A 21,693-nucleotide genomic window follows, 5' to 3' on the forward strand; every position below is an offset into this window, starting at 1 on the left:
GAAGGGCCGTGGGCCACGTCCGGTCCCCCGGGGTTCCGTCCTGCGGGGTTCCGTCCTCCGGGATCGTGGCCGGGGCCTCCGCCGGTCGGCGTCCGGCGGAGGCGGCGGCCCCGGGGAGGGTCAGCGCCGTGCTCCCGGGCGGTAGCGGCGGTACAGAGCTGCGCCCGAGAGCAGCAGCGCCCCGCTCGCCGCGAGCGCGGGGCCGGTCAGGTCCGTGCCCGTGTGAGCGAGGGCGACGTCGGCCGTCTGGGCGGCGCCGAGGGGCTCCGGTGCGACGGAGTGGTGCGCCCGGGGCGGGACCGTCGTGGGCGGCTCGGCGGGCGGCTGCGGGGTGGGCTTCGCCGGGTGCCCGTTCACGGACTCGTTGCCGACGGCCGGGTTGCCGACGCCGACCACGTTCACGGTGTTGCCGCTGACATTGACGGGGACATGGACCGGCACCTGGATGGTGTTCCCGGACAGCAGGCCCGGCGAGTCCGATCCTCCGCCCTGGGCGCTCGCCCCGCCCGAGGAGGCCGCCCTGTCCGAGGATGCCGCGTGGCCGGACGAGCCGCCCGCGCCCGATCGGGTCGCCCCGCCGCTCCCGGCGCCGGTGCCGCCCTCGTTGGCGCACGTGTTGCCCGCGGCCGGGTTGAGGAGCCCCGCCACGTTCACGGTGTTCCCGCACACGTTCGCCGGGACATGCACCGGGAGCTGGATGCTGTTGCCGGAGATCACGCCGGGCGAGCCGACCGCGGCGCCGTCCGCCGCGGAGTCCGCGTGCGCCGGCATCGTCACGGCCATCGCGCCGGAGGCGGCGGCGACGGCGATCACACCGTTTCGGGTAAGCCGTTTCATCGGCTCCCTGCCTTCCTGACATGGTCACGGGCGCTCGCCCGCACCGGATTAAACGCGGCTGAGCCATCCGAGTTATGGCTTATCGGCCTTTCACTCCATCGAGCGACACGGTTGTCGAACCCTTCGTGAAGCCCCTCGAATGCGCCCTCCACCGCGTCCGGAGGCGAGCATTCCGCGGGCCGCCTATGGTGATCGGGAGCGCTGCCCCGGCCCGCAGCGGGGCACCCTTGGAGGCATCGATGCTGGCCAAGCTGTCCACGCGGCCCACCGTCCGGAGCTGTGCGGGTGCCGGAGCCGTCGCGCTGGCGCTGCTCGGCGCGGGACTGACCTCGGGGACCACCGCACCGCCCCAGCCCGATCTGACCCGGTTCTACCGTCAGAAGGTCACCTGGTCGGCCTGCGGGGGCACCGCGGCCGCCAAGAACCTGCAGTGCGGAAAGGTAACGGTCCCGCTCGACTATGCGCTGCCCGGCGCGGGCACCCTCGACCTGGCGCTGGCCCGCCGCCCGGCGACCGGGAGGTCGCAGGGCTCCCTGCTGCTGAACTTCGGCGGCCCGGGCGGCGCGGGCATCAGCACGCTCGCCGCCTCCGGCAAGGACTACCTGGCCCTGACCGACGGCTACGACGTGGTCACCTTCGACCCGCGCGGCGTCGGCCGGTCCTCGCCCGTCAGCTGCGGCGACGGCACCGGCGAGGCCTCGGCCGCGGCGGGCAACGGCGCCGGCCGGCCCGATCCCCAGGCGCTGCTCGCGCTGCTGCGCAAGGCCGCGGCCGAGTGCGCCCGCTACTCCGGCCCCGTCCTGCCCCACATAGGCACCGTCAACGTCTCCCGAGACCTGGATGTCATCCGCCAGGCCCTCGGCGACGACAAGCTCAACTACCTCGGCTTCTCCTACGGCACCCGGATCGGCGCGGTCTACGCGGCCCAGTTCCCGGGGAAGGTGGGCCGGATGGCGCTGGACGGCGTGGACACCCTCACCGAACCCCTGTCCGAGCAGGGCCGGGCGGGCGCCGAGGGGCAGCAGACCGCGCTGGACGGCTTCCTGGACTGGTGCGTGAAGGACCGCGGCTGCCCCTTCGGCCGGGACCGGCGCACGGCCGGGCAGCAGGTCGAGAAGCTGGTGCGCTCGCTCGACGCGCGTCCGGTGCCGACCGGCTTCGGCGGCCGGTTCTCCGGCCGGGATCTGGTGGGCGCCATAGGGCAGGGCCTGTACAGCAAGGAGCTGTGGCCCTCGCTCGAACGCGCCCTGCTCTCCCTGGTCGACAACGGCGACACGCGTGGGGTGCAGACCTTCGCGGCCGGCGGGGCGGCGCCGGCACACCGTTTCGGCGGCGGACTCGTGGACGAGGCGGACGTCCCCCTGGACAACCTGTCCGCGGCGCTGATGGCCGTCAACTGCGCGGACGACCCGGACCGCCCCGGCGCCGGGCAGATCACCAAGGACATCGCGCGACTGCGCGCCGACTACGAGAAGGCGTCACCGGTCTTCGGCCGGTACCGGCTCGCGGAGCTGCTGATGTGTTACGGGCGGCCCAAGGGCACGGATTTCATCCGCGACCGGGTCAAGGACGTCGACACGCCGAAGATGCTCCTGGTGGGCACCCGCGGCGACCCCGCCACGCCGTACCGCTGGACCGTGGAGACCGCCCACAGGCTCGGCGCGTCGGCAGTGGTGCTCGACAACAAGGGCGAGGGCCACACCGGTTACTCGTCCTCCAAGTGCGTCCACCGCAAGGTCGACGACTTCCTGCTGTACGGCTCCCTGCCCGCCGACGGGAGTTCCTGCCCGGCGGACCGGGCCGAGTGACACCGCGCCCGGCGCCGGCCGGCGGTGACCCGGGCGGGTGACGGGCGCCGCGGCCGGCACAACCTCCCGGCCCTCCCGGCCGTCACACCCTGTAGGCGGGTGTGACCCGCCGTTGGGGTACCGACCGACCCAGGGGGAAATCCATGATGCGCATCCGTACCGCCGCGGCCGTGCCGGCCGTCGCTTTCGCCGCGGCGTCCCTGCTGCTCGTCGCGCCGCACGGCGCGGCGGCCGCCCGCAACACCGTCTGCCCGGAGCGGTCGCTGACCGTGCGGGCGGCGGTGGTGCCCGCCGATCCGGCCGTGGTGCGGATCGATGTCACCAACCGTTCCGGCCGTGCCTGCACCGTCGGCGGCTACCCCACGGTCACCTTCGGCGACCTGGACGGCGCGGCCGTGCCGGTGCCCGACGGCGCGGACGGCAGGTACCGCATCGGTGCCGGCCGGACCGCGTACGCCGCCGCGCGGACCATCGCCGACCCCGCGGACCCGCAGGCCCGCCGGGTGGACGCGATCGCCGTGGCCGCGGACCCGGCCCACCGGGGGCGCGCGTTCACGGCGGCGGAGATCGACGCGGGCGAGGCCGTGCGGGTGTGGGAGCCGGTGACGACCTGGTGGCAGCCGTCGGCGGCGGCCGCGGACCGGGCGATCGGGCTCAGCTGAGCGTCAGCTCGGGCGCGTACATGTCCAGCCAGAGTGCCAGGTCGAGGGTGCGCTCCAGGCCGCGCCGGGCCGCCTGGGAGCCCGCGGGCAGCTCCCGGTGGGTGGCCAGGTCGAGCTTGTCCCGGTCGACGAGTTCGAAGACCGGGTGGTCGGGCCTGGCCACCAGGTCCTTGGCCTGTTCCTGGAGGGCGAGGCCGTACTGGGGGTCCTGGGTGGACGGGTAGGGGCTCTTGACCCGCTCGTACACGGACCGCGGGATGACGTCGGCGCTCGCCTCGCGGAGCAGGCTCTTCTCACGGCCGTCGAAGGACTTCAGCGACCAGGGCGTGTTGTAGACGTACTCGACGAGCCGGTGGTCGCAGAAGGGCACCCGGACCTCCAGGCCGACGGCCATGCTCATCCGGTCCTTCCGGTCGAGCAGGGCGCGTACGAAGCGGGTCAGGTGCAGATGGCAGATGCGGCGCATCCGGTACTCGAAGTCGCTCTCGCCGTCGAGGCGGCCGATGCCGTCGACGGCGGTGCGGTAGGCGTCGGCGATGTACGCGTCCAGGTCCAGGTTCCCGGCCAGGTCCGGGCGCAGGACGTCGGTGTCCTTGCCGAAGTGCCGGTTCGACATGGCCAGCCAGGGGAAGGTGTCGGCGCCTCGCACCTCCTCGTCGAAGAACTGCTGGTAGCCGCCGAAGACCTCGTCGGCGGACTCGCCGGACAGGGCGACCGTGGACTGGTCGCGGACGGCCCGGAAGAGCAGGTAGAGCGAGGAGTCCATGTCGCCGAAGCCCGCGGGCAGGTCACGGGCGCGCAGCACCTTCGCCCGCACGGCGGGATCGGCGAGGGCCTCGGCGTCGAGGACGATGTCGTGGTGGTCGGTGCCGGCGAGGCGTGCCACGTCGTGCACGAACGGGGTGTCCGGGGTGGCGCGCAGTCCGTCGGGCACGAAGTGGTCGGTCTGTCCGACGAAGTCGACGGCGAAGCTGCGCACCTTCTCGCCCTGCTCGGCGAGTTGCCGGGCGGCGAGCGCCGTCATGGCGGAGGAGTCGAGGCCGCCCGAGAGCAGGGTGCAGCGCGGCACGTCGGCCACCAGTTGGCGGCGCACGATGTCGTCGAGGAGGTCGCGGACGCGGGCCACGGTGGCGGCCCGGTCGTCGGTGTGCGGCCGGGTCTCCAGCCGCCAGTAGGTGCGGGTGTGCAGGCCGGAGCGGTCGACGGTGACGACGGTGCCGGGCTCCACCTCGCGCATGCCTTCCCACACGGCGTGTCCGGGCGTCCTGACCATGGTGAACAGCTCGCGCAGCCCGTCCAGGCCGACCCGGGGCCTGACCAGCGGGTTGGCGAGGATCGCCTTGGGTTCGGAGCCGAACAGGACGCCGTCGGGCGTCGGGTGGCAGTAGAAGGGCTTGATGCCCATGCGGTCGCGGATCATGACGAGCTTGCCGTGGCGGCCGTCCCAGATGGCGAAGGCGAACATGCCGTTGAGTCGTTCGGCGAGTGAGTCGCCCCATTCGAGGTAGCCGCGCAGGACGACCTCGGTGTCGGAGTCGGTGCGGAAGCGGTGCCCGCGTCCGGCCAGTTGCTGCCGGAGTTCGGTGAAGTTGTAGGCCTCACCCGAGTAGACCAGCGCCACGGTTCCCTCGGGTGTGGTGACCGTCATCGGCTGCCGTCCGCCGGGCAGATCGATGATGGCGAGCCTGCGGTGGCCCAGGGCGGCGGGACCGTCGATCCAGGTGCCGCGGTCGTCCGGGCCGCGGCAGGCCATCGTCTCGGTCATCGCATCCAAAGTCGCGGCCTCGGTATGCAGGTCGCGGTCGAAGGAAACCCAGCCGGTGATGCCGCACATGCCTTTCCTCCTGCCTCCGGACCGGCGTCGGTACCTCGCTCACCTGCGTTTTCGTAGGCGGGTTCCGTCGACCACCGAACCAGTTGTATGGAGCATCTATGTTACGAGCGTGGGTCCGCGGGGCCGGGTCGGTCAACGCGGGCTTAACGTGCGCGGGCCCGACGGGCCCGCGCTTTCGGACGCGGTTTACCCGGGCGAGGCCCGCGTTCCGGGGCCCTGCCGGGCCCGGCCCGCCGGGAACCGGCCACGGGCAAAAACTTCCCCAAACCACCCGACGCCACCGTCCGCCACCGCATCGCCCACCGATTCAGGTGACGATGGGTTTCCTTTCGGATGCACCCGGTCTCCGGGATGCGCCCGGTTCCGCGGTCGCTCGTCGCCGCGGGGCACGGCCGGGTTCCTGGAAGCTGCGGGCCGCGTGGGCGATCTCGCTGTGCGGCCCCGCCCCGCGGACGGACCGCCTTCCTGATCCCCCAACGTCCGGCGAAGACCACGAGGCGGGCGCAGGGAGCACCAGAGGGCCCAGGCCGACCACGACGACCGGGCCGCGCGGCGCGTGCCACCGGTCGGGTTCGACCGTCGCGTCGCGCACCGCCGCCGACGGGATCCGGACCGCCCGCACGCGCCGGACCGTCAGCCGCTCCCGTCCGCCGAGGCGGACGACCAGGTCCCGACCGCCGGGGACCGGCCGAGCCGTGCGCGCGCCCCCGCACGGCGAGCGGATCGCGGCCCTCGGGGTGACGCCGCTCGCCCGCGCGGAAGCGGTCGGGCAGCCACCGGTCGAAGCACGGCGGGCCGCGCGGCGCGTGCCACCGGTCGGGTTCGACCGTCGCGTCGCGCACCGCCGCCGACGGGATCCGGACCGCCCGCACGCGCCGGACCGTCAGCCGCTCCCGTCCGCCGAGGCGGACGACCAGGTCCCGACCACCGGGGACCGGCCGAGCCGTGCAGCCGACGGCGCCGCACCCACCGAGCCCGCCACCACCTTCCTGCTCAGGTTCGCCTCCCGACCCGCACCCGTCGGCCGTGCCGGACCGGCGAGGGCCCGCTCGGGACATGCGGGCACCCACAAGGCATGCCCATGAATACCCCATATGCCCGATCCATGAATCCGCCCTATCGTGCTCTTATGGAGCACGCACTCAGCCCCGCGATCCTCGCCGAACTGCGGCGCCCGCGCCCGTATCCCGCAGTGTCCGTGCTGACGCCGACGCACCGCCGCGAACCCGACAACACCCAGGATCCGGTCCGGCTGCGCAATGTGCTGGCCGAGGCCAAGAAGCAGCTGGAGTCCGACCCTGCGGTGACCCGGGAGCGACGCGCCGACGTCGCCGACCAGCTCGACCGGGCCCTCACCGAGGTGGACCTGACGCACTCCGAGGACGGCCTGGTGATCTTCGCCGCGCCGGGCGAGCACCAGGTGTGGTCGCTGGCCCGTGCCGTCCCGGAGCGGGTGGTGCTGTCGGACACCTTCCTGACCCGCAACCTCGTCTCGGCGCGGGCGGCCGAGCGGGCGTTCTGGGTGCTGTCGGTCTCCGCCGACCACGTCACCCTGTGGAACGGCGCGGGCGACCGGGTCGTCGAGGCACGGGCCGGCGGTTTTCCGCTGTCCCGCAACCGGGAGAACTTCGACGCCGAACGCCAGGAGCGGATCGGCAACTTCCCGAGCACCTTCCGCGACGAGGGCACCCGCCACTTCCTGCGAGAGGCCGATATCGCGATGACCGCGGTGCTGCGCGAGCACCCGAGGCCCCTGTACGTCACCGGCGAGAAGGCCGCGCTGTCCCTGCTGGACGAGGTCGGCGGGCTCGCGCGGGAGGCCGTCCACATCCCGCACGGCGGGCTGGCGAACAACACCCCCGAAGCCGTGTGGCAGGCGATCCGGCCGGTGGTCGACGCCGAGGCCGCGAAGGCCGCCGACCGCGTGGCCCGGGAGCTGGACGCGGCCCGTGGCCGCAAGGAGTTCGCGGCCGGTGTCGACGAGGTCTGGCAGAACGCGCGCGAGGGCCGGGTCCGGCTGCTCGCCGTCGAGGAGAACTACCGGGTGACCGTCCGCGACGACGGCGACCATCTGGTCCCCGCCGAGAGCGGCGACCTCGACGCCCGCGAGGACGTCGTGGACGAGATCGTCGAGCAGTGCCTGGAGACCGGTGCCGACGTGCGCTTCGTGCCGGACGGCACGCTGGACGACGCGCGTGGCATCGCGGGGGTGCTGCGGTACTGACGGCATGCCGCACGGCCCTGCCGGCCCGCTCCCCCGGCGCGTACGCTACGGCGTGATCATCGGCCGGGAGAGAGGGCGCGCATGGGTGAGGTGCTGGGTGTCGCGGTACTGGGTGCCGGACACATGGGGGCCGACCATATACGTCGCCTTGCTCACGTGGTGAGCGGCGCCAGGGTGGCCGCCGTGGCAGATCCCGACACCGGGCGGGCGAAGGAGGCGGTGGCGGGCCTTGACGGCGTCTCGGTGCACGCGGAGGCGGCGGCCGCGCTGGACGCGCCCGGTGTGGGCGCGGTCCTGATCGCCTCGCCCGGACCCGCGCACGAGGAGGCGCTGCTCGCCGCCTTCGACCGCGGGCTGCCGGTCCTGTGCGAGAAGCCCATGGTGCCCGACTCCACAGGGGCGCTGCGGGTGGTGGAGGCGGAGGCCGGGCTGGGCCGGCGGCTGGCGCAGGTCGGGTTCATGCGGCGCTACGACACGGAGTACCAGCGCCTGAAGTCCGTGCTGGACGGCGGCAGTCTGGGCCGTCCGCTGATGCTGCACTGCACCCACCGCAACGTCTCCTCGCCGCCCGGCTTCACCAGCGCCATGCTGATCGACAGCTCCGTGTCGCACGAGATCGACGCGGCCCGCTGGCTGCTCGGACAGGAGCTGACCGCGGTGACCGTGCTGCGTCCCATGTCCTCCTCGGGTGCCCCTCGGGGCCTGACCGACCCGCAGTTCGTGGTCTTCGAGAGCGAGCGGGGCGCCCTCGTGGACGTGGAGGTGTTCGTGAACTGCGGCTTCGGCTACCAGGTGCGCTGCGAGGCCGTCTGCGAGGCGGGCAGCGCCCGGATCGGCGAGGAGCACACCATGGTGGTCACCGCCCGGGGCGGCGCCCGCGAGGACGTGGCGCAGGACTACATCGTCCGGTTCGCCGACGCCTACGACCGTGAGCTGCGGGCCTGGGTCGACGCCACCCGCCGGGGACGGGTCACCGGCCCGAGCGCGTGGGACGGCTACGCCGCCTCCGTCGTCGCCGAGGCCGGGGTCCGGGCGCTGAAGACGGGCCGCCGTACGACCGTCGAACTCGCCCCGCGGCCCGGCCTGTACGCCGAACCCGGTCACTGACCCCGCGCCCCGCCTGCCCACCGGTCCGGCCCGTCGGCCAGGGGGCGAGCCGTCACCACGGGCCCGCGGGGCACGGGTCCGCGAGTCGCGGATCGCAGATCGCGGATCGCGACCAGAGGGCGGGCCGTCACCTCGGACCCCGGAGCCGCTGGTCGCGGGCGCGGGGCGCGGGCCTTGTGGCGCCGACCCCGGGCCCGCCGGGGCGCGGCCAGGGGGCGGGCCCCGGCATATCGGCGGACCTCGCAGCCGCTGGTCGCGGGCGCGGGCCTCGGGCCTTGTGGCGCGGGCCCCGGGCCCGCCGGGGCGCGGCCAGGGGCAGGCCGTCATATCGGCGGACCTCGCAGCCGCTGGTCGCGGGCGCGGGGCGCGGGCCTTGTGGCGCCGCCCCCGGGCCCGCGGGACGCGGCCAGGGGCGGGCCGTTATATCGGCGGGCCGCTGGTCGCGGGCGCGGGCGGCCTTGTCGTCACACGCCGCCGAACAGCGCGCCGAGCCCGCGTTCGACGGCCGTCACGACGTCCTCCTCGCCCGCCGCCACCACGGCGTAGCTGCGCCGCAGGAAGCGGCGCAGCGCGCCGGTGCCGAAGCCGAGCAGGGCGACGCCGTGCGGCGAGTGGAACTCCAGCAGCGTGCACGTGGCGCCGCACGGCCGCACGCGCACGTCCCCGTTTCCGGCGGGGCCGGCCAGCCCCGCGTCGAGCAGGGAACGGGCGAAGGTCCAGGTGACGCCTTCGCCGTCGAGGGCCGCCTCCGGTGGGAAGTCGACGAACACTGCGAGCGGATCCTGCACGGTGTACCGAAGCGTGGCGGACACGGGGACCTCCCGGTCCTCGGCCGTGATCAGTCGCGCGCGGGCGGGCTGCCGGATGCTGGTGTCCATGTAGGTACGAGCACGACGGACCCGGCCGTATGACACGTTGCGGGGCACCGTGCGACGTGACGTGCATCACTGTGCGAAACAGGCTTGAGCACGAAGGAAGGCCCCCAGGTCGAACACGTGGCCGGACGCCGTGCCGACAGCCCTGACGGTCCGTCAACGCGCGTAGCCGGACTACGACTTGCCGGCCCCGTCGGGTACGCCGATGACACCGGCCGACCACGACGTGAAGACTCTGGCATATGCCAGAAGCACCACCGTATCGTGTGTTGCCAAATCCCTTACAGCGCGTCGCGGGCTGTGCAACAGTCGTAACCGGTCCCCCGGCCCTCCTCGGCCGTACCGTCCCCGCATCGGAGTGCGTCATGCCGTCCCACCTCTCTGCGGACCGCCCAGCCGCCCAGCCGCCGGGGCGCGGCTCGGTCGAGGCGCTGATATCGCAGACGCGGCGCCTGAAGGGCGAGGTGGACGCCGTACGCAGAGACACGCACGGCGACGGCACGGACCCGCACGAGCGCTGGCAGCGCGCGCTGTACGACCTGGCGCTGCACCAACTCGACGACCTGGACGTGCACTTGGCACAGCTGCGGGACGGCCCGCCGCCGGTGCCGCCCGCCCCGGCCGAACCCGCGCACCGCTCCGCGGAACCGGTGGTGCCCGCCCAGGCGCCGACCGGCTCGCTGCTCAGCCGGGTCGGCAGCGCCGAGTGGAACCTGCTGACGGACGAGGTCAGTTGGTCCGGGGAGCTGTACCGGATCCTCGGCCGTGATCCGTCCACGCCCGCGCCCACCCTGGACGAACTGCCGTCCCTGGTCCTCGAAGAGGACCGCCCCAAGCTCACGGCGATGGTCACCGACTGCCTCGTCGACGCCAAGCCGATCGACGGGGAGTTCCGCGTCGTACGGCCCGACGGCTCCGAGCGGACCGTGCACATGATGGGCGAGCCCGTGCTGGACGCCGACGGCGGTACCACCTCGATGTGGGCCGTACTGCGCGACGTCAGCGAACTGCGCCGCAGCCAGCGGACGGTGCGGGAGAGCCAGGACTCGTTGCAGCGCCACCGGCAGCGGACGCAGACCGAGCACCGGTTCGCGGCCGAGTTGCAGGATGCCGTGCTGCCCCCGTGGCACGGCCTGCCGGGACCCGCGCACCGAGGGCCGGGATCCCTGGACGTCGCGGCCCGCCGGCTGCCCGCCGCGGCGACCGCGCCGACCGGCGGCGACTGGTACGACGCGCTCCAACTCCCCGACGGCGACACCGTGCTGGGCGTCGGCGACCTCACCGGACATGGCGTCACCGTCGGCTCGGGCAAGGCGATGCTGATGGGCGCCGTGCGCGGGATGGCGATGGCCGGCACCCGGCCCGGCCCGCTGATGAGCTGGCTGAACCAGTTGCTGGAGACCACCGCACAACCCGCGCTGGGCAGCGCCGTCTGCTGCCGCTACCGCCCCGCCGACCGCACCCTGGAATGGGCACAAGCAGGACACCCCGCCCCGCTGCTGTACCGCGACGGGACGGGATGCCTGCTGGACGCACCCGAGGGAGTCCTGCTCGGCGCGACACCGACAGCCGCCTACGGACAGGCCGTCACGACCCTCGAACCGGGCGACCTGCTCCTGCTGCGGACCGACGGTCTGACCGGTGGGCACGGCGGAACGGACGCCGTGGACCGCCTCCTCGGCCTGGCCCCGCGTCTCGCCGCGGCGCGCACCGCACAGGACTGCGTGCGGGTGGTCGTGGAGGAGTTCGGCGTGGGCGACCGCAAGGACGACGCCTGCCTGCTCATCGCCAAACTCTCTTCCTAGGGAGCACGGACAAGAGCACCGACAAGAGCACCGACAACAAGGAAGAACCAGAATCCGTCCTCAAGCCTGCGCGCTGCTGCCGCCCTTCTTCTTCTGCTTCGGCAGGGCCAGTTGGATCTCCTCCCGCAGTTCATTGATCTTCGGAGAGTCGGCGTACTCGGCGGTCAGGCGGTACATCTGGCGTAGCCGGTCCCAGGTGCGGTGGGAGGAGTTGGCTCCCATCGACATCAGGGCCAACCGGGCGTAACGGTCCGCCTGTTCGGGGTCGTCCGCGATGAAGCACGCGGACGCCATGGACAAGAAGTCGAAGATCTTCGACCGCTGCCGCCCGTCCACCCGCAGGGCCAGGGCCTTCTCCGCGAAGTGCTGGGCGTGCACGGCCGCGCCCGGCTCGAACTCGGCCAGGGTGCGGTAGGCCAGGGCCTGCATGCCGTACAGATCCTCCTCCTTGAACGTCTGCATCCAGCTCGGCGGCGGCACGTCCCCGCGGTCCGAGACGAAGAGGTCCTCCGCCTGGCCGAGGGTGCGGCGCATCGCCTGCCCCTTGCCCATCGACGCCTGTGCCCAGGCCTCGATGGTGTGGAGCATGGCCCGGGTGCGCGGCAGCACCTCGGGGCCCGAACCGGTCCGGGCGAGCTTCATCAGGTCGAGTGCGTCGTCGGGCCGGCCCAGATGCACCATCTGGCGAGCCGCTCGGGAGAGCGCCTCCCCGGCGCGGGGCCGATCGCCGCCCTCCCGGGCCGCGTGGGCGGCGATGACGAAGTACTTCTGGGCCGTTGGCTCCAGGCCGACGTCGTGCGACATCCAGCCCGCGAGGACGGCGAGATTGGCAGCGACGCCCCACAGGCGCCGCTGGAGATGGTCGGGGTGGCGGTAGGCGAGCATGCCGCCCACCTCGTTGAGCTGGCCCACCACCGCCTTGCGTTGCAACCCGCCGCCGCGGGCCGCGTCCCACGCCCGGAACACCTCGACCGAACGCTCCAGTTCCTCGATCTCCTGCGACCCGATGGGGGCGGCCTCGTAACGGTCGAACCCAGCGGGGTCGGCGTGCAGGGAGTCGTCGAAAGCAGGGGCGTCGGCCCTGAGTGTGGGGTCGGTGTGCAGCCAGTCGTGCATGGCACTGCTGAGTGCGGATCCCGCGGCGAGCGCTGCACCCGCGCCCACCAAGCCGCGTCGGTTGAGCATGAGGTCCATTCCCGTGAATTCGGTGAGGACCGCGGCAGTCCGTTCGGGCGCCCACGGCACACCGTCGGGATGTTGTGCCTTCCCGCCGTCGGGCCGTTTCCCCGTACGCCCGTGCCGCACCAGACCGAGGTCCTCGATGGTCACGACACGGCCGAGACGCTCGGTGAACAGGGCAGCCAGCACCCGCGGCACCGGATCGCGCGGGATCTCCCCCGTGTCGATCCACCGCCGCACCCGGGAGGTGTCGGTCGCCAGCTGGGGGTGGCCCATGGCCGCCGCCTGCCGGTTGACCAGCCTCGCGAGTTCGCCCTTGGACCAGCCGGCCAGGCCGAACAGGTCCGCGAGGCGGGTGTTTGGTTGTCCGCTCACGTCAAGCCCCCAGGTTCTCGGCTGAGTTGACAGTAGTCCTCGTGGGGTTGCCGGGCGACTATTCGCCAGGGTTCGCCAGGGTGCGCCAGATGGTGTGCCACTGGGCAGCGGGTGTCGGGTAGGAACGCGCCACCCCGACCCGGTGGCCGCTCGGCTGAACGGGCGCATTCCCCAGGATGCTCCCGGGCGACCGGGCCGGGTGGGCGCGCGCACCAGGCAGACACCGCAGGTACACGAAGGGATCTGTATCGCCCATGTACGCAGCATCGTCCTCCGTGTCCGCCCCGCCCCGGCCGCCGCGCTCCCGCCCGGCGGGCGGCGGCCCCTACCTCGCTCCCGCGCATCCGGGAGCCGCCGTACCGGGCATGGGGCGACCACCGCGCGCCATGGGGCCGGCCGGCCAACCGCTCAGCGGGAGACTCGACTTGTCCGGCCCCCAGGGCGCCCAACTGCGCACGGCGATCGCCTCGGTGCACCGGATCTGCCCGGAGTTCGCTCCGGTGCAGGTGCTGCGCCGCAGCGGGCGGGCCGTGCTCCTCGTCGGCACGACGGGGCGCAGCACGGTCGTCGCCAAGTGCCTGCTGGACCACTCACCGGCCTGGGCGGAGCGCACCCGCCACGAAATAGCGGCATACCGCTCGTTCGTCCGGCACCGGCCGCCGGTCCGGGTGCCCAGACTGATCGCGGCGGACCCGGACAACTGCACACTGGTGATCGAGCGGATGCCGGGCCGGGTGGCGGCGCTGCAACGGCATCCCGCGGAGGCCCCGCCCCGGGCCGACATCCGCGCGGCGCTCGGCGCGATCTGCCGGCTCAACGCCTGGCGGCCCCCGGCGGGCACGTTCGACGCGCCCCTCGACTATGCGGCCCGTATCGCCCGGTACCACGAGCTGGGGCTGCTCACCGACCGGGACCTGGGCGACCTGCAGAAGCTGCTGCACGGCATCGCGCAGGCGGCGGGCCGGCAGGGCATGGGCCAGTTCTGTCACGGCGACGCCCTGCTCTCCAACATCCTGCTGTCGCCCGCGGGTCCCGTGCTGGTGGACTGGGAACACGCGGGCTGGTACCTGCCGGGGTACGACCTGGCCGTGCTCTGGTCGGTGCTCGGTGACGCCCCGGCGGCCCGGCGGCAGATCAGCCAGATCGCCCAGTCGGCGGGCCCCGTCTCGCGGGACGCGTTCCTGGTGAACCTGATGCTCGTGCTGACCCGGGAGATCCGGACGTACGAGACGGCCGTGCAGCGCTCGATCAACGACGCCACCCCGGTGCCTGCGGGCCCGGCCCAGCCGGGGGGCACCCCGTGCGGCGAGGAACAGCGGCTGCTCCTGAGGAGGCTGCACGACGACTGCCAACTGGCCCGCCGGGCCGTGCGCGCGGCGGTCGGCACCCGCTGACGAAGCAGCGGTCCGCGGGGCGCCCAGGACCGCGGGCCGAGCCGACCGTGTGCGTCGGTTCGGCCCGCGGCGTCCGATGCCGTGCATCGCAGGGCACAGGGCCGTCCGCGCACCGGACGTACCGTGGCGGGCCCGACGGCGCGGCGCGAGGTGCGTCGGGCGTCGCGGGTCTTCCCGCCGCGCGAGGCCGGGTCATTGGTGTACGCCACTGACGCCCCGCAGGCCCGCGCACCACCGGCACGAAACTCCCGCGCGCCCCGTCTGACGTGGGAATTCGCGCCGTGTTGGGCATGATTGACGGATCGTCGGCAAGCCGGTACCACTGAGCAACGCTCAGCCCCGCACCCCCACCGCGCCGGACCGTCCCAGGAGGCCGCATTGCGAGGATCCGCCACCGACCCCACGTCCGCGCCCGGCGGCAGACGCACGCGCAGGGCGGCCGGAGGCATCGCCGCCGCGGCGCTGCTGCTGCCGCTGCTCGGCGCCGCCCCGGCCCCGTCCGCGGCCGGCTCCGCCACGGGCGGACTCCAGCGCGCCTTCGCCTCGGCCGCCGCCGAGTACCACGTACCGCAGAGCGTCCTGCTGGCCGTCTCCTATCTCCAGTCCCGCTGGGACACGCACGCCGGGGCGCCGAGCGTGACCGGCGGCTACGGCCCGATGCACCTCACCGACGCGCGCACCGCGCTCACCGCAGTGGGCCACCACAGCGAGGGCACCGAGGACGCCCGCGGTGACGGCGCCCGCCCCGCCCGGCACCCGGAGGCGGGCGTGCCCGACGCGTCCGCGCTCCCGGCCCGTCTCGAAACGCTGCCGCGGGCGGCCCGGCTGACCGGGCTCCCGGCGGCCGAGCTGCGCACCGACCCGGCCGCCAATGTGGCCGGCGGCGCCGCGCTGCTCGCCACCGCCCAGCAGGAGCTGCACCGCCCCCTCAGCCCGGACCCGGCCGACTGGTACGGCGCGGTGGCCCGGTTCTCCGGCGCCGCGGACACCGCGACCGCGGCGGCGTACGCGAACGACGTGTACGACGTGCTGCGCGCCGGCGCGGAGCGCACCACGGACGACGGGCAGACGGTCGCGCTGGCCGCGCGGCCGGGCCTGGCCGCGGACACCGGGCAGCTGAAACGGGCCGGTCTGGCGCCGGCCGCCGAGGACGGCACGGAGTGCCCCGCCGCGGTGTCCTGCACCTGGGTGCCGGCGCCGTACGAGGAGTTCGGGGACGACGACTACGGCAACCATGACCTGGGGGACCGGCCGGCCTCGCAGAGCATCAGATACATCGTCATCCACGACACCGAGGGTGCCTGGGACGGCGTTCTCGACCTGATCAAGGACCCGACCTATGTGTCGTGGAACTACACGATCCGCTCCACGGACGGGCTGATCGCCCAGCACGTCAAGGCCAAGGATGTGGCGTGGCACGCGGGCAACTGGTACGTCAACGCCAAGTCGATCGGCATCGAGCACGAGGGGTTCCTCGCCTCGCCGGACGCCTGGTACACGGAGGCGATGTACCGGTCCTCGGCCCGGCTGGTGGGGTACCTCGCCGCGAGGTACGGCATCCCGCTGGACCGGCAGCACATCCTCGGCCATGACAATGTGCCGGGTCCCACCACCTCCACCGTGCCGGGCATGCACACGGATCCGGGTCCCTACTGGGACTGGCGGCACTACTTCGAGCTGCTGGACCGGCCGTTCAAGCGCACGGCCGGCACGAAGGGCGGTCTCGTCACGATCCTGCCCGACTACGCGCGCAACCGGCCGGTGTACACGGGGTGCACCACCGCGGGCGAGCCGTGTGCGGCGCACGGGTCCAGCGAGGTGCGGCTGTACTCCGACCACGACGAGAACTCCGCGCTGATCAAGGACATCGGCCTCGGTACGGCGCCGACCACCGGGGTGAACGACCTGTCCTCGCGGGTCTCGACCGGGCAGCAGTACGCGGTGGCCGACCGCTGGGGCGAGTGGACGGCGATCTGGTACCTGGGCCAGAAGGCCTGGTTCAGGAACCCGGTCGGGCAGCCTGCGGCCGTGGCCGCCATCGGACGTGTGATCACGCCCAGGGCGGGGCTCGCGAGCGTTCCGGTGTACGGCAGGGCGTACCCGGAGAAGGACGCCTATCCGGCGGACGTGCCCGCGCAGGCGGTGTCGTCGTTGCCGTACACGATCCCGGCGGGTCAGAGGTATGTCGTCGGTGACGAACTGCCCGGCGAGTACTACTACGCGGTCACGTTCACCGCCGGCTCGCACCGGGTCGTGGTCGGCAAGGACCTGTACTACCAGATCCAGTACGGTCACCGGGTGGCGTATGTGCGGGCCGCCGACGTGGACGTGCGGTCGTCGGCCGGATAGCGGCTCTGCGGGCCGAAGGACCGCCGGTCAGCCCTGTTGGAAAAGCTCCGCCGGGAGCGGCTTCAGCAGGGCGTACAGGTCGTCGGTGATGGGGCGGTCCCAGGCGGCGATGGTGACCAGGACGCCGTCGCTGCGGTCGAACTGGACACACGAGATGCGGGTCTCGGAGAGCTTCAGGCGGCGCACGATCAGCAGGTTGTCGCCCTGGAGCACCGGCATGTCCTCGCTGCCGGTGACGGTGACCTCCTCGTCGTTCTCCAGCGCCAGCAGCAGCTGGGCGACCTCGAAGGGGATCTCCCCGTCGGCGGTGTCGCGGGCCGGGGAGCCCTCCGGGAGATTGCCGATGATCATGGCGGGGCCGCGGCCGCCGAACAGGTCGTAGCGCAGGAAGACGCCCTGGCAGGTGCCGTCGGGGGCGGGCAGCAGACCCGCGCCCAGATTGCCGGGCCAGTCGCCCGGGTCCATGGCCAGCACGTCGAAGTCGGGCCCGGCGGGAGTGGCGCTGCGGCGGCGGAGGAACGACATGCCGCCATGGTACGTGCCCGGCCCCGGTCGACGGCGCCCGGGCGGCGTCCCATCAGGGGAGCCGCGCCGCCCGGACCGCCCTGCGCGGACCGGGCCGGGCGGCGCCCGACCGGGCGGGGACGCCGGCCCGGGTCACTCCTCCGGAGGGGGCGCGTCCTCCTGGGAAGACGGGGGCACGACGGCGATCGGACAAGCCGCGTGCAACAACACGGCATGAGTCACCGAACCCATCATCCGGGCCGGCGCGAACAACCGCCGCCGATGCCGCCCCACAACCACCAGCCCAGCACCCCCGGAAGCCGCGACGAGGCTGCCCGCGGCGTCTGCGGGCAGTACGCGGGTCTCGGCGCGGACGTCCGGGTGCCGGGCGCGGTGCGGGGTGAGGAGTCCCTCGGCGAGGGCCCGGGTCTCGTTCTCCACGGCGTCCTGGTCGATGACGGGCGGCACGAGTTCGCCGGGCGCCATCAGCGGCTGCGCGGGCCACCGGTAGGCGGCGATCACCTGGAGGAGCGCACCGCGCAGATCGGCCTCGGTGAATGCGAACGCGAGCGTGACGTCGTCGGGGTGGTCGACGTCCACGCCGACGACCACCCGGGACCCCGGCCCGGCCGGCGGCTCGCCCTGGTCCCCCGCTGCCGGAGCCGCGGGGGTGGTTCCCGCACCGCGGCCGGGCCGGGGCACGACGACGACCGGGCACGCCGCGTCGCGTGCGGCGGCCATGCCGTTGGAGCCGAGCAGCAGGCTGGCGAAGCCGCCCCGCCCCCGGGAGCCGAGCACCAGCACCTGCGCCTCGGCGCCCAGCGCGGGCAGCACCGCGGCGGGCGCGCCCTGAAGGGTGACGTACTCGACGGGCTGTGCCGTCGCGAGCCCGCGCAGCCGGGTGCGCACCTCGTCGAGGACCCGGTCGTCGTCCGGTTCGGGCGGGCCCGCGGCCGGGGCCTCGGGCCGGCCCCACGGCGCGTACTGCCGCACGTGCACCACGCGCAGGGGTGCCGCGCGCCGCCGGGCGGCGTCGAGGGCCCAGTCCAGGGCGCGCAGGCTGTCCTCCGAGCCGTCGACCGCGGCGATGACCGGCTGGGTGTTCGTCGTCCTCACCTCCGGGATGCGACCTTGCCTTCCGGGGTCAGCCTCGCTCAGGCCCCGGTCCCGGAAGGGTCCTGTCGGTCGCGTGTCCGGAAATCGGCGCGGAACACCCCCGGATCGGCTCGCCGCCGCGCGGCTCAGGTCAGGTCGAACTCGCCTTCCCGCGCGCCGGACACGAAGGCGCCCCACTCGGCGGGCGTGAAGATCAGGGAAGGGCTCCCGGGACGGCCGCTGTTGCGCATCGCGATGAACCCCTCGACGAAGGCGATCTGGACATCGCCAAGGCCTCGGCTGCTGGACTGCCACTGCGCGGTGCTGAGGTCCAGTTCCGGCTTGTCCCAGCCCATGCGCGGCGGCTGCTGGATGGTGCTCTCGGCCACGTCCGTGCTCCTCCCGATTCGTCGTCCGCGGTCAGCCTAGCGACCGGTTCCGACCGCCAACAGGCCACGTCCGGGGGACCTTTCAGGAGTCGGGGGGCCGCGAGCCCACCAGCCACATGGAGAAGAACTGCGAGCCGCCGCCGTAGGCGTGCCCGAGCACTCTCCTGGCCCGCTCCACCTGGTGTTCCCCGGCCTGTCCGCGCACCTGGAGCGCGGCCTCCGCGAAGCGGATCATGCCGGAGGCGCCGATCGGGTTGGTGGACAGCACGCCGCCCGACATGTTGACGGGCAGGTCGCCGTCGAGTCCGGTCACGCCGGACTCGGTGAGCTTCCAGCCCTCGCCCTCCTCGGCGAAGCCGAGGTTCTCCAGCCACATGGGTTCGTACCAGGAGAACGGGACGTACATCTCGACGGCGTCGATGTCCCGGCGCGGGTCGGCGATGCCGGCCTGCCGGTAGACGTCGGCGGCGCAGTCCTTGCCGGCCCGCGGGGAGACGAAGTCCTTGCCGGCGAAGAGGGTGGGTTCGCTGCGCATGGCGCCGCCGAGCATCCAGGCGGGCGGCCGGGGCGCGCGGGCCGCGCCGGCCCGGTCGGTGAGGATCATCGCGCAGGCGCCGTCGGAGGAGGGGCAGGTCTCCGAGTAGCGGATGGGGTCCCACAGCATCGGGGATGCCTGGACCTTCTCCAGGGTGATGTCGTGTTCGTGCAGATGCGCGTACGGGTTCTTCAGCGCGTTGCGCCGGTCCTTGTAGGCGACCAGGGAGCCGATGGTGTCGGGGGCCCCGGTGCGCCGCATGTAGGCGCGTACGTGCGGGGCGAAGAAGCCGCCCGCGCCGGCCAGCAGCGGCTGCTGGAAGGGGATCGGCAGGGACAGGCCCCACATGGCGTTGGACTCGGACTGTTTCTCGAAGGCGAGGGTGAGCACGGTGGTGTGCACGCGGGCGGCGACGAGGCCGGCTGCGACCAGGGCGGTGGAGCCTCCGACGGAGCCCGCGGTGTGCACCCGCAGCAGCGGCTTGCCCACGGCGCCGAGCGCGTCGGCCAGGTACAGCTCCGGCATCATCACGCCCTCGAAGAAGTCCGGTGCCTTGCCGATGACCACGGCGTCGACGTCGGACCAGGTCAGTTCGGCGTCGTCCAGGGCGCGGCGGGCCGCCTCGCGGACCAGGCCGGCGATCGACACGTCCCGGCGGGCCGCCACGTGCTTGGTCTGGCCGATCCCTACGACGGCCACGGGCTCCTTGCTCATCGGGGATCCCCTTCGAGGACGGCGACCAGGTTCTGTTGCAGACAGGGACCGGACGTGGCGTGGGCGAGCGCACGGTCGGACGCTCCGCGTCCGATGCGGGCGGCGGCCTCGCCGATGCGGATGAGTCCGGCGGCCATGACGGGGTTGGCGGCGAGTGCGCCGCCGGACGGGTTGACGCACACGTCGTCGCCGAGCCGCAGCGCCTTGCGCAGCACGACCTCCTGCGCGCTGAACGGCGCGTGCAACTCGGCTGTGTCGACGGGCCGTTCGAAGGCGCCGGCGCGCTCGGCGGCGAGCCGCGCGGAGGGCGAGTCGGTCAGGTCGCGCAGGCCGAGCGCGTGGGCCTCGACGCGGTGGTCGATGCCCCGGATCCAGGCGGGCCGCGGGCACAGCCGGCGGGCCCGGTCGCCCGCGGCGAGGACCACGGCGGCGGCGCCGTCCGTGACGGGCGGGCAGTCGCCGGTGCGCAGCGGCCGTACGACGTACTCCCCGTGGGCGACGGAACCCCGCAGCCGGGCATGGGGGTTGGCGGTGGCCGCGGCCCGGTTGCGGGCGGCGATCGCGGCCAGCGCCTCCTCATCCGTCTCCCCCGCGTCGATGAGCGTCTGCGCCTGGAGCGCGGCGAGGGCCACGGTGTCCGGCCACAGCGGGGCGAGGTAGTACGGGTCGAGCTGGCGGGTCAGCACGTCCCGGACGGAGCCGGGCGAGGACTTCCCGTAGGAGTAGACGAGGGCGGTTTCGGCCTCGCCGGTGAGCAGTTTGGTCCAGGCCTCGTACAGCGCCCAGGCGCCGTCCGCCTCGACGTGTGACTCGGAGATCGGCGGCCAGGCGCCGACGCCGTCCAGGGCGAGGGTGAAGGAGAAGGCCCGGCCGGCCAGGTAGTCGCTGGATCCGGAGCAGGTGAAGCCGATGTCGGAGGTCTTCAGGCCGGTGCGGTCCAGCACCTCGTGCAGCACCGGCATGAGCATCTCCACCTCGGAGTTCTCCTCGTCGGCGGCGCGGTGCCCGGTCTGGGCGAAGGCGACGACGGCGATCCGACCGGGGTCCGGCACAGGTGCGCGGGTCACAGCAGCTCCTTGTAGGTGTCGTAGTCCGCGTCGGGTTCGCCGGTCGGCCGGTAGTGGTCGGGGTGGCGGGCGCCCTCGGTCCACACCGGTTCGACGCGCAGGCCCATGCGCACCTGGTCGTAGGGGATGCCGCCGATGCGGCCGTGCAGGGCGAGGCCGGCGCCGTCGAGGGCGATGTGCGCGTACACATAGGGCACGTCGATGTCGAGGTTCTTGGCCTTGATGTTGACGATGCAGAAGGTGGTGACCGTGCCCCGGGGCCCCACCTCGACCTGTTCGGCGGTGGCGACGCCGCAGGTGGGGCAGGCGCCCCGGGGCGGCACGTACACCTTGCGGCAGGACGGGCAGCGTTCGCCGACGGTGCGGCGTTCGGCGAGCGCCCGGATGTGGGCGGACTGGGCGCGGCCGGGCGTGTAGGTGTAGTCGAGGCGGGCGGGCGCGACGATGCCGGTGACGGGGTCCGTGAACGCGCCGCTGTGCCCGGCGGGTCGGGCGGCGGGGCCGTCGTACGGTTCGAAGCAGGCGATGTCCGTGATGGCGCCGGTGCGCTCCTCGGCCCAGCGGATCCGGACCCGCATGCCGGTGTGCACGGTGTCGGGGCCGGGCGCGTCCAGGGCGTGCAGCAGGGCGGTGTCGGCGCCGTCGAGGCGGACCAGGGCCCAGGCGAAGGGGGTGCCGAGGGGCTGGCCGGGCCGGGGCCGGTGGTTCCAGGCCCAGGTGGTGACCGTGCCGGTGGGGGCGACCTCGACGAGGTCGCGGATCTCCTCGGCGGTCACGGGGTCGTATTCGACGGGCGGGACGAGGGTACGGCCGTCGTCCGTGCGCACCCCGAGCACGACGCGTTCGCGCAGGCCGGTCAGGAAGGCGCTCTGGACGGGGCCGAGGGAGCGGGTGAAGGGGAATTCCAGGACGAGGGGGGCCTTGAGGACGTCGGGCATCG

At 73.7% G+C, this 21,693-nt stretch carries 18 protein-coding genes; 8 read left to right on the top strand and 10 right to left on the bottom strand.

The genetic code is table 11. From position 1 onward, the window contains the following. Window positions 1-120: 120 nt before the first annotated feature. Window positions 121-837 (bottom strand): chaplin, encoded by a 717-nt coding sequence (locus tag ACFYTE_RS12585; protein ID WP_388708601.1) that lies wholly within the window; start codon window positions 835-837, stop codon window positions 121-123. A 239-nt stretch (window positions 838-1,076) separates the two neighbouring features. Here ACFYTE_RS12585 and ACFYTE_RS12590 point away from each other — a divergent pair, with 239 nt between their 5' ends. After that, window positions 1,077-2,645: an alpha/beta hydrolase gene (locus ACFYTE_RS12590; RefSeq protein ID WP_388708603.1), complete on the top strand. Its 1,569-nt coding sequence runs from the start codon at window positions 1,077-1,079 to the stop codon at window positions 2,643-2,645. A 146-nt stretch (window positions 2,646-2,791) separates the two neighbouring features. Further along, complete coding sequence (locus ACFYTE_RS12595) at window positions 2,792-3,307, top strand: DUF4232 domain-containing protein (protein ID WP_388709113.1); 516 nt, start codon at window positions 2,792-2,794, stop codon at window positions 3,305-3,307. On the opposite strand, the gene asnB is transcribed toward ACFYTE_RS12595, so the two are convergent. Beyond that, entirely contained in the window at window positions 3,300-5,141 is a 1,842-nt protein-coding gene (gene asnB / locus ACFYTE_RS12600) for an asparagine synthase (glutamine-hydrolyzing) (protein WP_388708606.1), read from the bottom strand. The genes ACFYTE_RS12595 and asnB overlap by 8 nt on opposite strands. A gap of 695 nt (window positions 5,142-5,836) precedes the next feature. On the opposite strand from asnB, the gene ACFYTE_RS12605 reads away from it, so the two are divergent. From ACFYTE_RS12605 to ACFYTE_RS12615, 3 genes are all read left to right on the top strand, one after another. Then, on the top strand, window positions 5,837-6,226 hold the full coding sequence (locus tag ACFYTE_RS12605; protein WP_388708608.1) for a hypothetical protein: 390 nt from the start codon (window positions 5,837-5,839) through the stop codon (window positions 6,224-6,226). A gap of 44 nt (window positions 6,227-6,270) precedes the next feature. Further along, window positions 6,271-7,365: a chemotaxis protein gene (locus ACFYTE_RS12610; RefSeq protein ID WP_388708610.1), complete on the top strand. Its 1,095-nt coding sequence runs from the start codon at window positions 6,271-6,273 to the stop codon at window positions 7,363-7,365. A gap of 123 nt (window positions 7,366-7,488) precedes the next feature. Further along, window positions 7,489-8,472: a Gfo/Idh/MocA family protein gene (locus ACFYTE_RS12615; protein ID WP_388708613.1), complete on the top strand. Its 984-nt coding sequence runs from the start codon at window positions 7,489-7,491 to the stop codon at window positions 8,470-8,472. 464 nt (window positions 8,473-8,936) lie between these two features. Here the strand turns inward: ACFYTE_RS12615 and ACFYTE_RS12620 are convergent, their stop codons facing one another. Then, on the bottom strand, window positions 8,937-9,350 hold the full coding sequence (locus ACFYTE_RS12620; RefSeq protein ID WP_388708616.1) for an SsgA family sporulation/cell division regulator: 414 nt from the start codon (window positions 9,348-9,350) through the stop codon (window positions 8,937-8,939). A gap of 362 nt (window positions 9,351-9,712) precedes the next feature. Between ACFYTE_RS12620 and ACFYTE_RS12625 the strand changes: the two genes are divergently transcribed. Continuing rightward, window positions 9,713-11,152 (top strand): PP2C family protein-serine/threonine phosphatase, encoded by a 1,440-nt coding sequence (locus ACFYTE_RS12625; protein ID WP_388708618.1) that lies wholly within the window; start codon window positions 9,713-9,715, stop codon window positions 11,150-11,152. A 60-nt stretch (window positions 11,153-11,212) separates the two neighbouring features. Here ACFYTE_RS12625 and ACFYTE_RS12630 read toward each other — a convergent pair whose 3' ends face one another. Next, window positions 11,213-12,706, bottom strand: coding sequence for a hypothetical protein (locus ACFYTE_RS12630; protein ID WP_388708621.1), 1,494 nt, complete (start codon window positions 12,704-12,706; stop codon window positions 11,213-11,215). 254 nt (window positions 12,707-12,960) lie between these two features. On the opposite strand from ACFYTE_RS12630, the gene ACFYTE_RS12635 reads away from it, so the two are divergent. Then, window positions 12,961-14,100, top strand: a complete 1,140-nt coding sequence (locus ACFYTE_RS12635) for an aminoglycoside phosphotransferase family protein (protein WP_388708624.1) — start codon at window positions 12,961-12,963, stop codon at window positions 14,098-14,100. Between the two features lie 378 nt (window positions 14,101-14,478). Further along, window positions 14,479-16,449, top strand: coding sequence for an N-acetylmuramoyl-L-alanine amidase (locus ACFYTE_RS12640; RefSeq protein ID WP_388708626.1), 1,971 nt, complete (start codon window positions 14,479-14,481; stop codon window positions 16,447-16,449). A gap of 27 nt (window positions 16,450-16,476) precedes the next feature. Here the strand turns inward: ACFYTE_RS12640 and ACFYTE_RS12645 are convergent, their stop codons facing one another. The 6 genes from ACFYTE_RS12645 to ACFYTE_RS12670 all read right to left on the bottom strand — a co-directional run bounded on the left by ACFYTE_RS12645 (window position 16,477) and on the right by ACFYTE_RS12670 (window position 21,691). Further along, entirely contained in the window at window positions 16,477-16,974 is a 498-nt protein-coding gene (locus ACFYTE_RS12645; RefSeq protein ID WP_351740368.1) for a hypothetical protein, read from the bottom strand. 132 nt (window positions 16,975-17,106) lie between these two features. Continuing rightward, the gene (locus ACFYTE_RS12650) at window positions 17,107-18,069 is read right to left on the bottom strand and encodes a universal stress protein (RefSeq protein WP_388708629.1); all 963 of its coding nucleotides are present in this window, start codon (window positions 18,067-18,069) and stop codon (window positions 17,107-17,109) included. A gap of 125 nt (window positions 18,070-18,194) precedes the next feature. Next, entirely contained in the window at window positions 18,195-18,437 is a 243-nt protein-coding gene (locus ACFYTE_RS12655; RefSeq protein ID WP_388708631.1) for a DUF397 domain-containing protein, read from the bottom strand. Window positions 18,438-18,519: 82 nt separating this feature from the next. Continuing rightward, window positions 18,520-19,686 carry a thiolase domain-containing protein gene (locus ACFYTE_RS12660; RefSeq protein WP_388708634.1) on the bottom strand — a complete coding sequence of 389 codons (1,167 nt, stop codon included), beginning with the start codon at window positions 19,684-19,686 and terminating at the stop codon, window positions 18,520-18,522. Next, window positions 19,683-20,753 (bottom strand): thiolase domain-containing protein, encoded by a 1,071-nt coding sequence (locus ACFYTE_RS12665; protein ID WP_388708637.1) that lies wholly within the window; start codon window positions 20,751-20,753, stop codon window positions 19,683-19,685. The genes ACFYTE_RS12660 and ACFYTE_RS12665 overlap by 4 nt, the downstream gene beginning before the upstream one ends. Then, complete coding sequence (locus ACFYTE_RS12670) at window positions 20,750-21,691, bottom strand: Zn-ribbon domain-containing OB-fold protein (protein ID WP_388708640.1); 942 nt, start codon at window positions 21,689-21,691, stop codon at window positions 20,750-20,752. Before ACFYTE_RS12670 ends, ACFYTE_RS12665 begins: the two co-directional genes overlap by 4 nt. Between the last annotated feature and the right edge of the window lie 2 nt (window positions 21,692-21,693).

Source organism: Streptomyces sp. NPDC004629 (genome assembly GCF_042873595.1).
Taxonomy (GTDB): domain Bacteria; phylum Actinomycetota; class Actinomycetes; order Streptomycetales; family Streptomycetaceae; genus Streptomyces.

What these genes read in the sequence shown, in the direction of transcription:
- ACFYTE_RS12585 (WP_388708601.1), bottom strand. Translation starts at nt 837, where the DNA reads ATGAAACGGCTTACCCGAAACGGTGTGATCGCCGTCGCCGCCGCCTCC.
- ACFYTE_RS12590 (WP_388708603.1), top strand. Translation starts at nt 1,077, where the DNA reads ATGCTGGCCAAGCTGTCCACGCGGCCCACCGTCCGGAGCTGTGCGGGT.
- ACFYTE_RS12595 (WP_388709113.1), top strand. Translation starts at nt 2,792, where the DNA reads ATGCGCATCCGTACCGCCGCGGCCGTGCCGGCCGTCGCTTTCGCCGCG.
- asnB (WP_388708606.1), bottom strand. Translation starts at nt 5,141, where the DNA reads ATGTGCGGCATCACCGGCTGGGTTTCCTTCGACCGCGACCTGCATACC.
- ACFYTE_RS12610 (WP_388708610.1), top strand. Translation starts at nt 6,271, where the DNA reads ATGGAGCACGCACTCAGCCCCGCGATCCTCGCCGAACTGCGGCGCCCG.
- ACFYTE_RS12615 (WP_388708613.1), top strand. Translation starts at nt 7,489, where the DNA reads ATGGGGGCCGACCATATACGTCGCCTTGCTCACGTGGTGAGCGGCGCC.
- ACFYTE_RS12620 (WP_388708616.1), bottom strand. Translation starts at nt 9,350, where the DNA reads ATGGACACCAGCATCCGGCAGCCCGCCCGCGCGCGACTGATCACGGCC.
- ACFYTE_RS12625 (WP_388708618.1), top strand. Translation starts at nt 9,713, where the DNA reads ATGCCGTCCCACCTCTCTGCGGACCGCCCAGCCGCCCAGCCGCCGGGG.
- ACFYTE_RS12635 (WP_388708624.1), top strand. Translation starts at nt 12,961, where the DNA reads ATGTACGCAGCATCGTCCTCCGTGTCCGCCCCGCCCCGGCCGCCGCGC.
- ACFYTE_RS12645 (WP_351740368.1), bottom strand. Translation starts at nt 16,974, where the DNA reads ATGTCGTTCCTCCGCCGCCGCAGCGCCACTCCCGCCGGGCCCGACTTC.
- ACFYTE_RS12660 (WP_388708634.1), bottom strand. Translation starts at nt 19,686, where the DNA reads ATGAGCAAGGAGCCCGTGGCCGTCGTAGGGATCGGCCAGACCAAGCAC.
- ACFYTE_RS12670 (WP_388708640.1), bottom strand. Translation starts at nt 21,691, where the DNA reads ATGCCCGACGTCCTCAAGGCCCCCCTCGTCCTGGAATTCCCCTTCACC.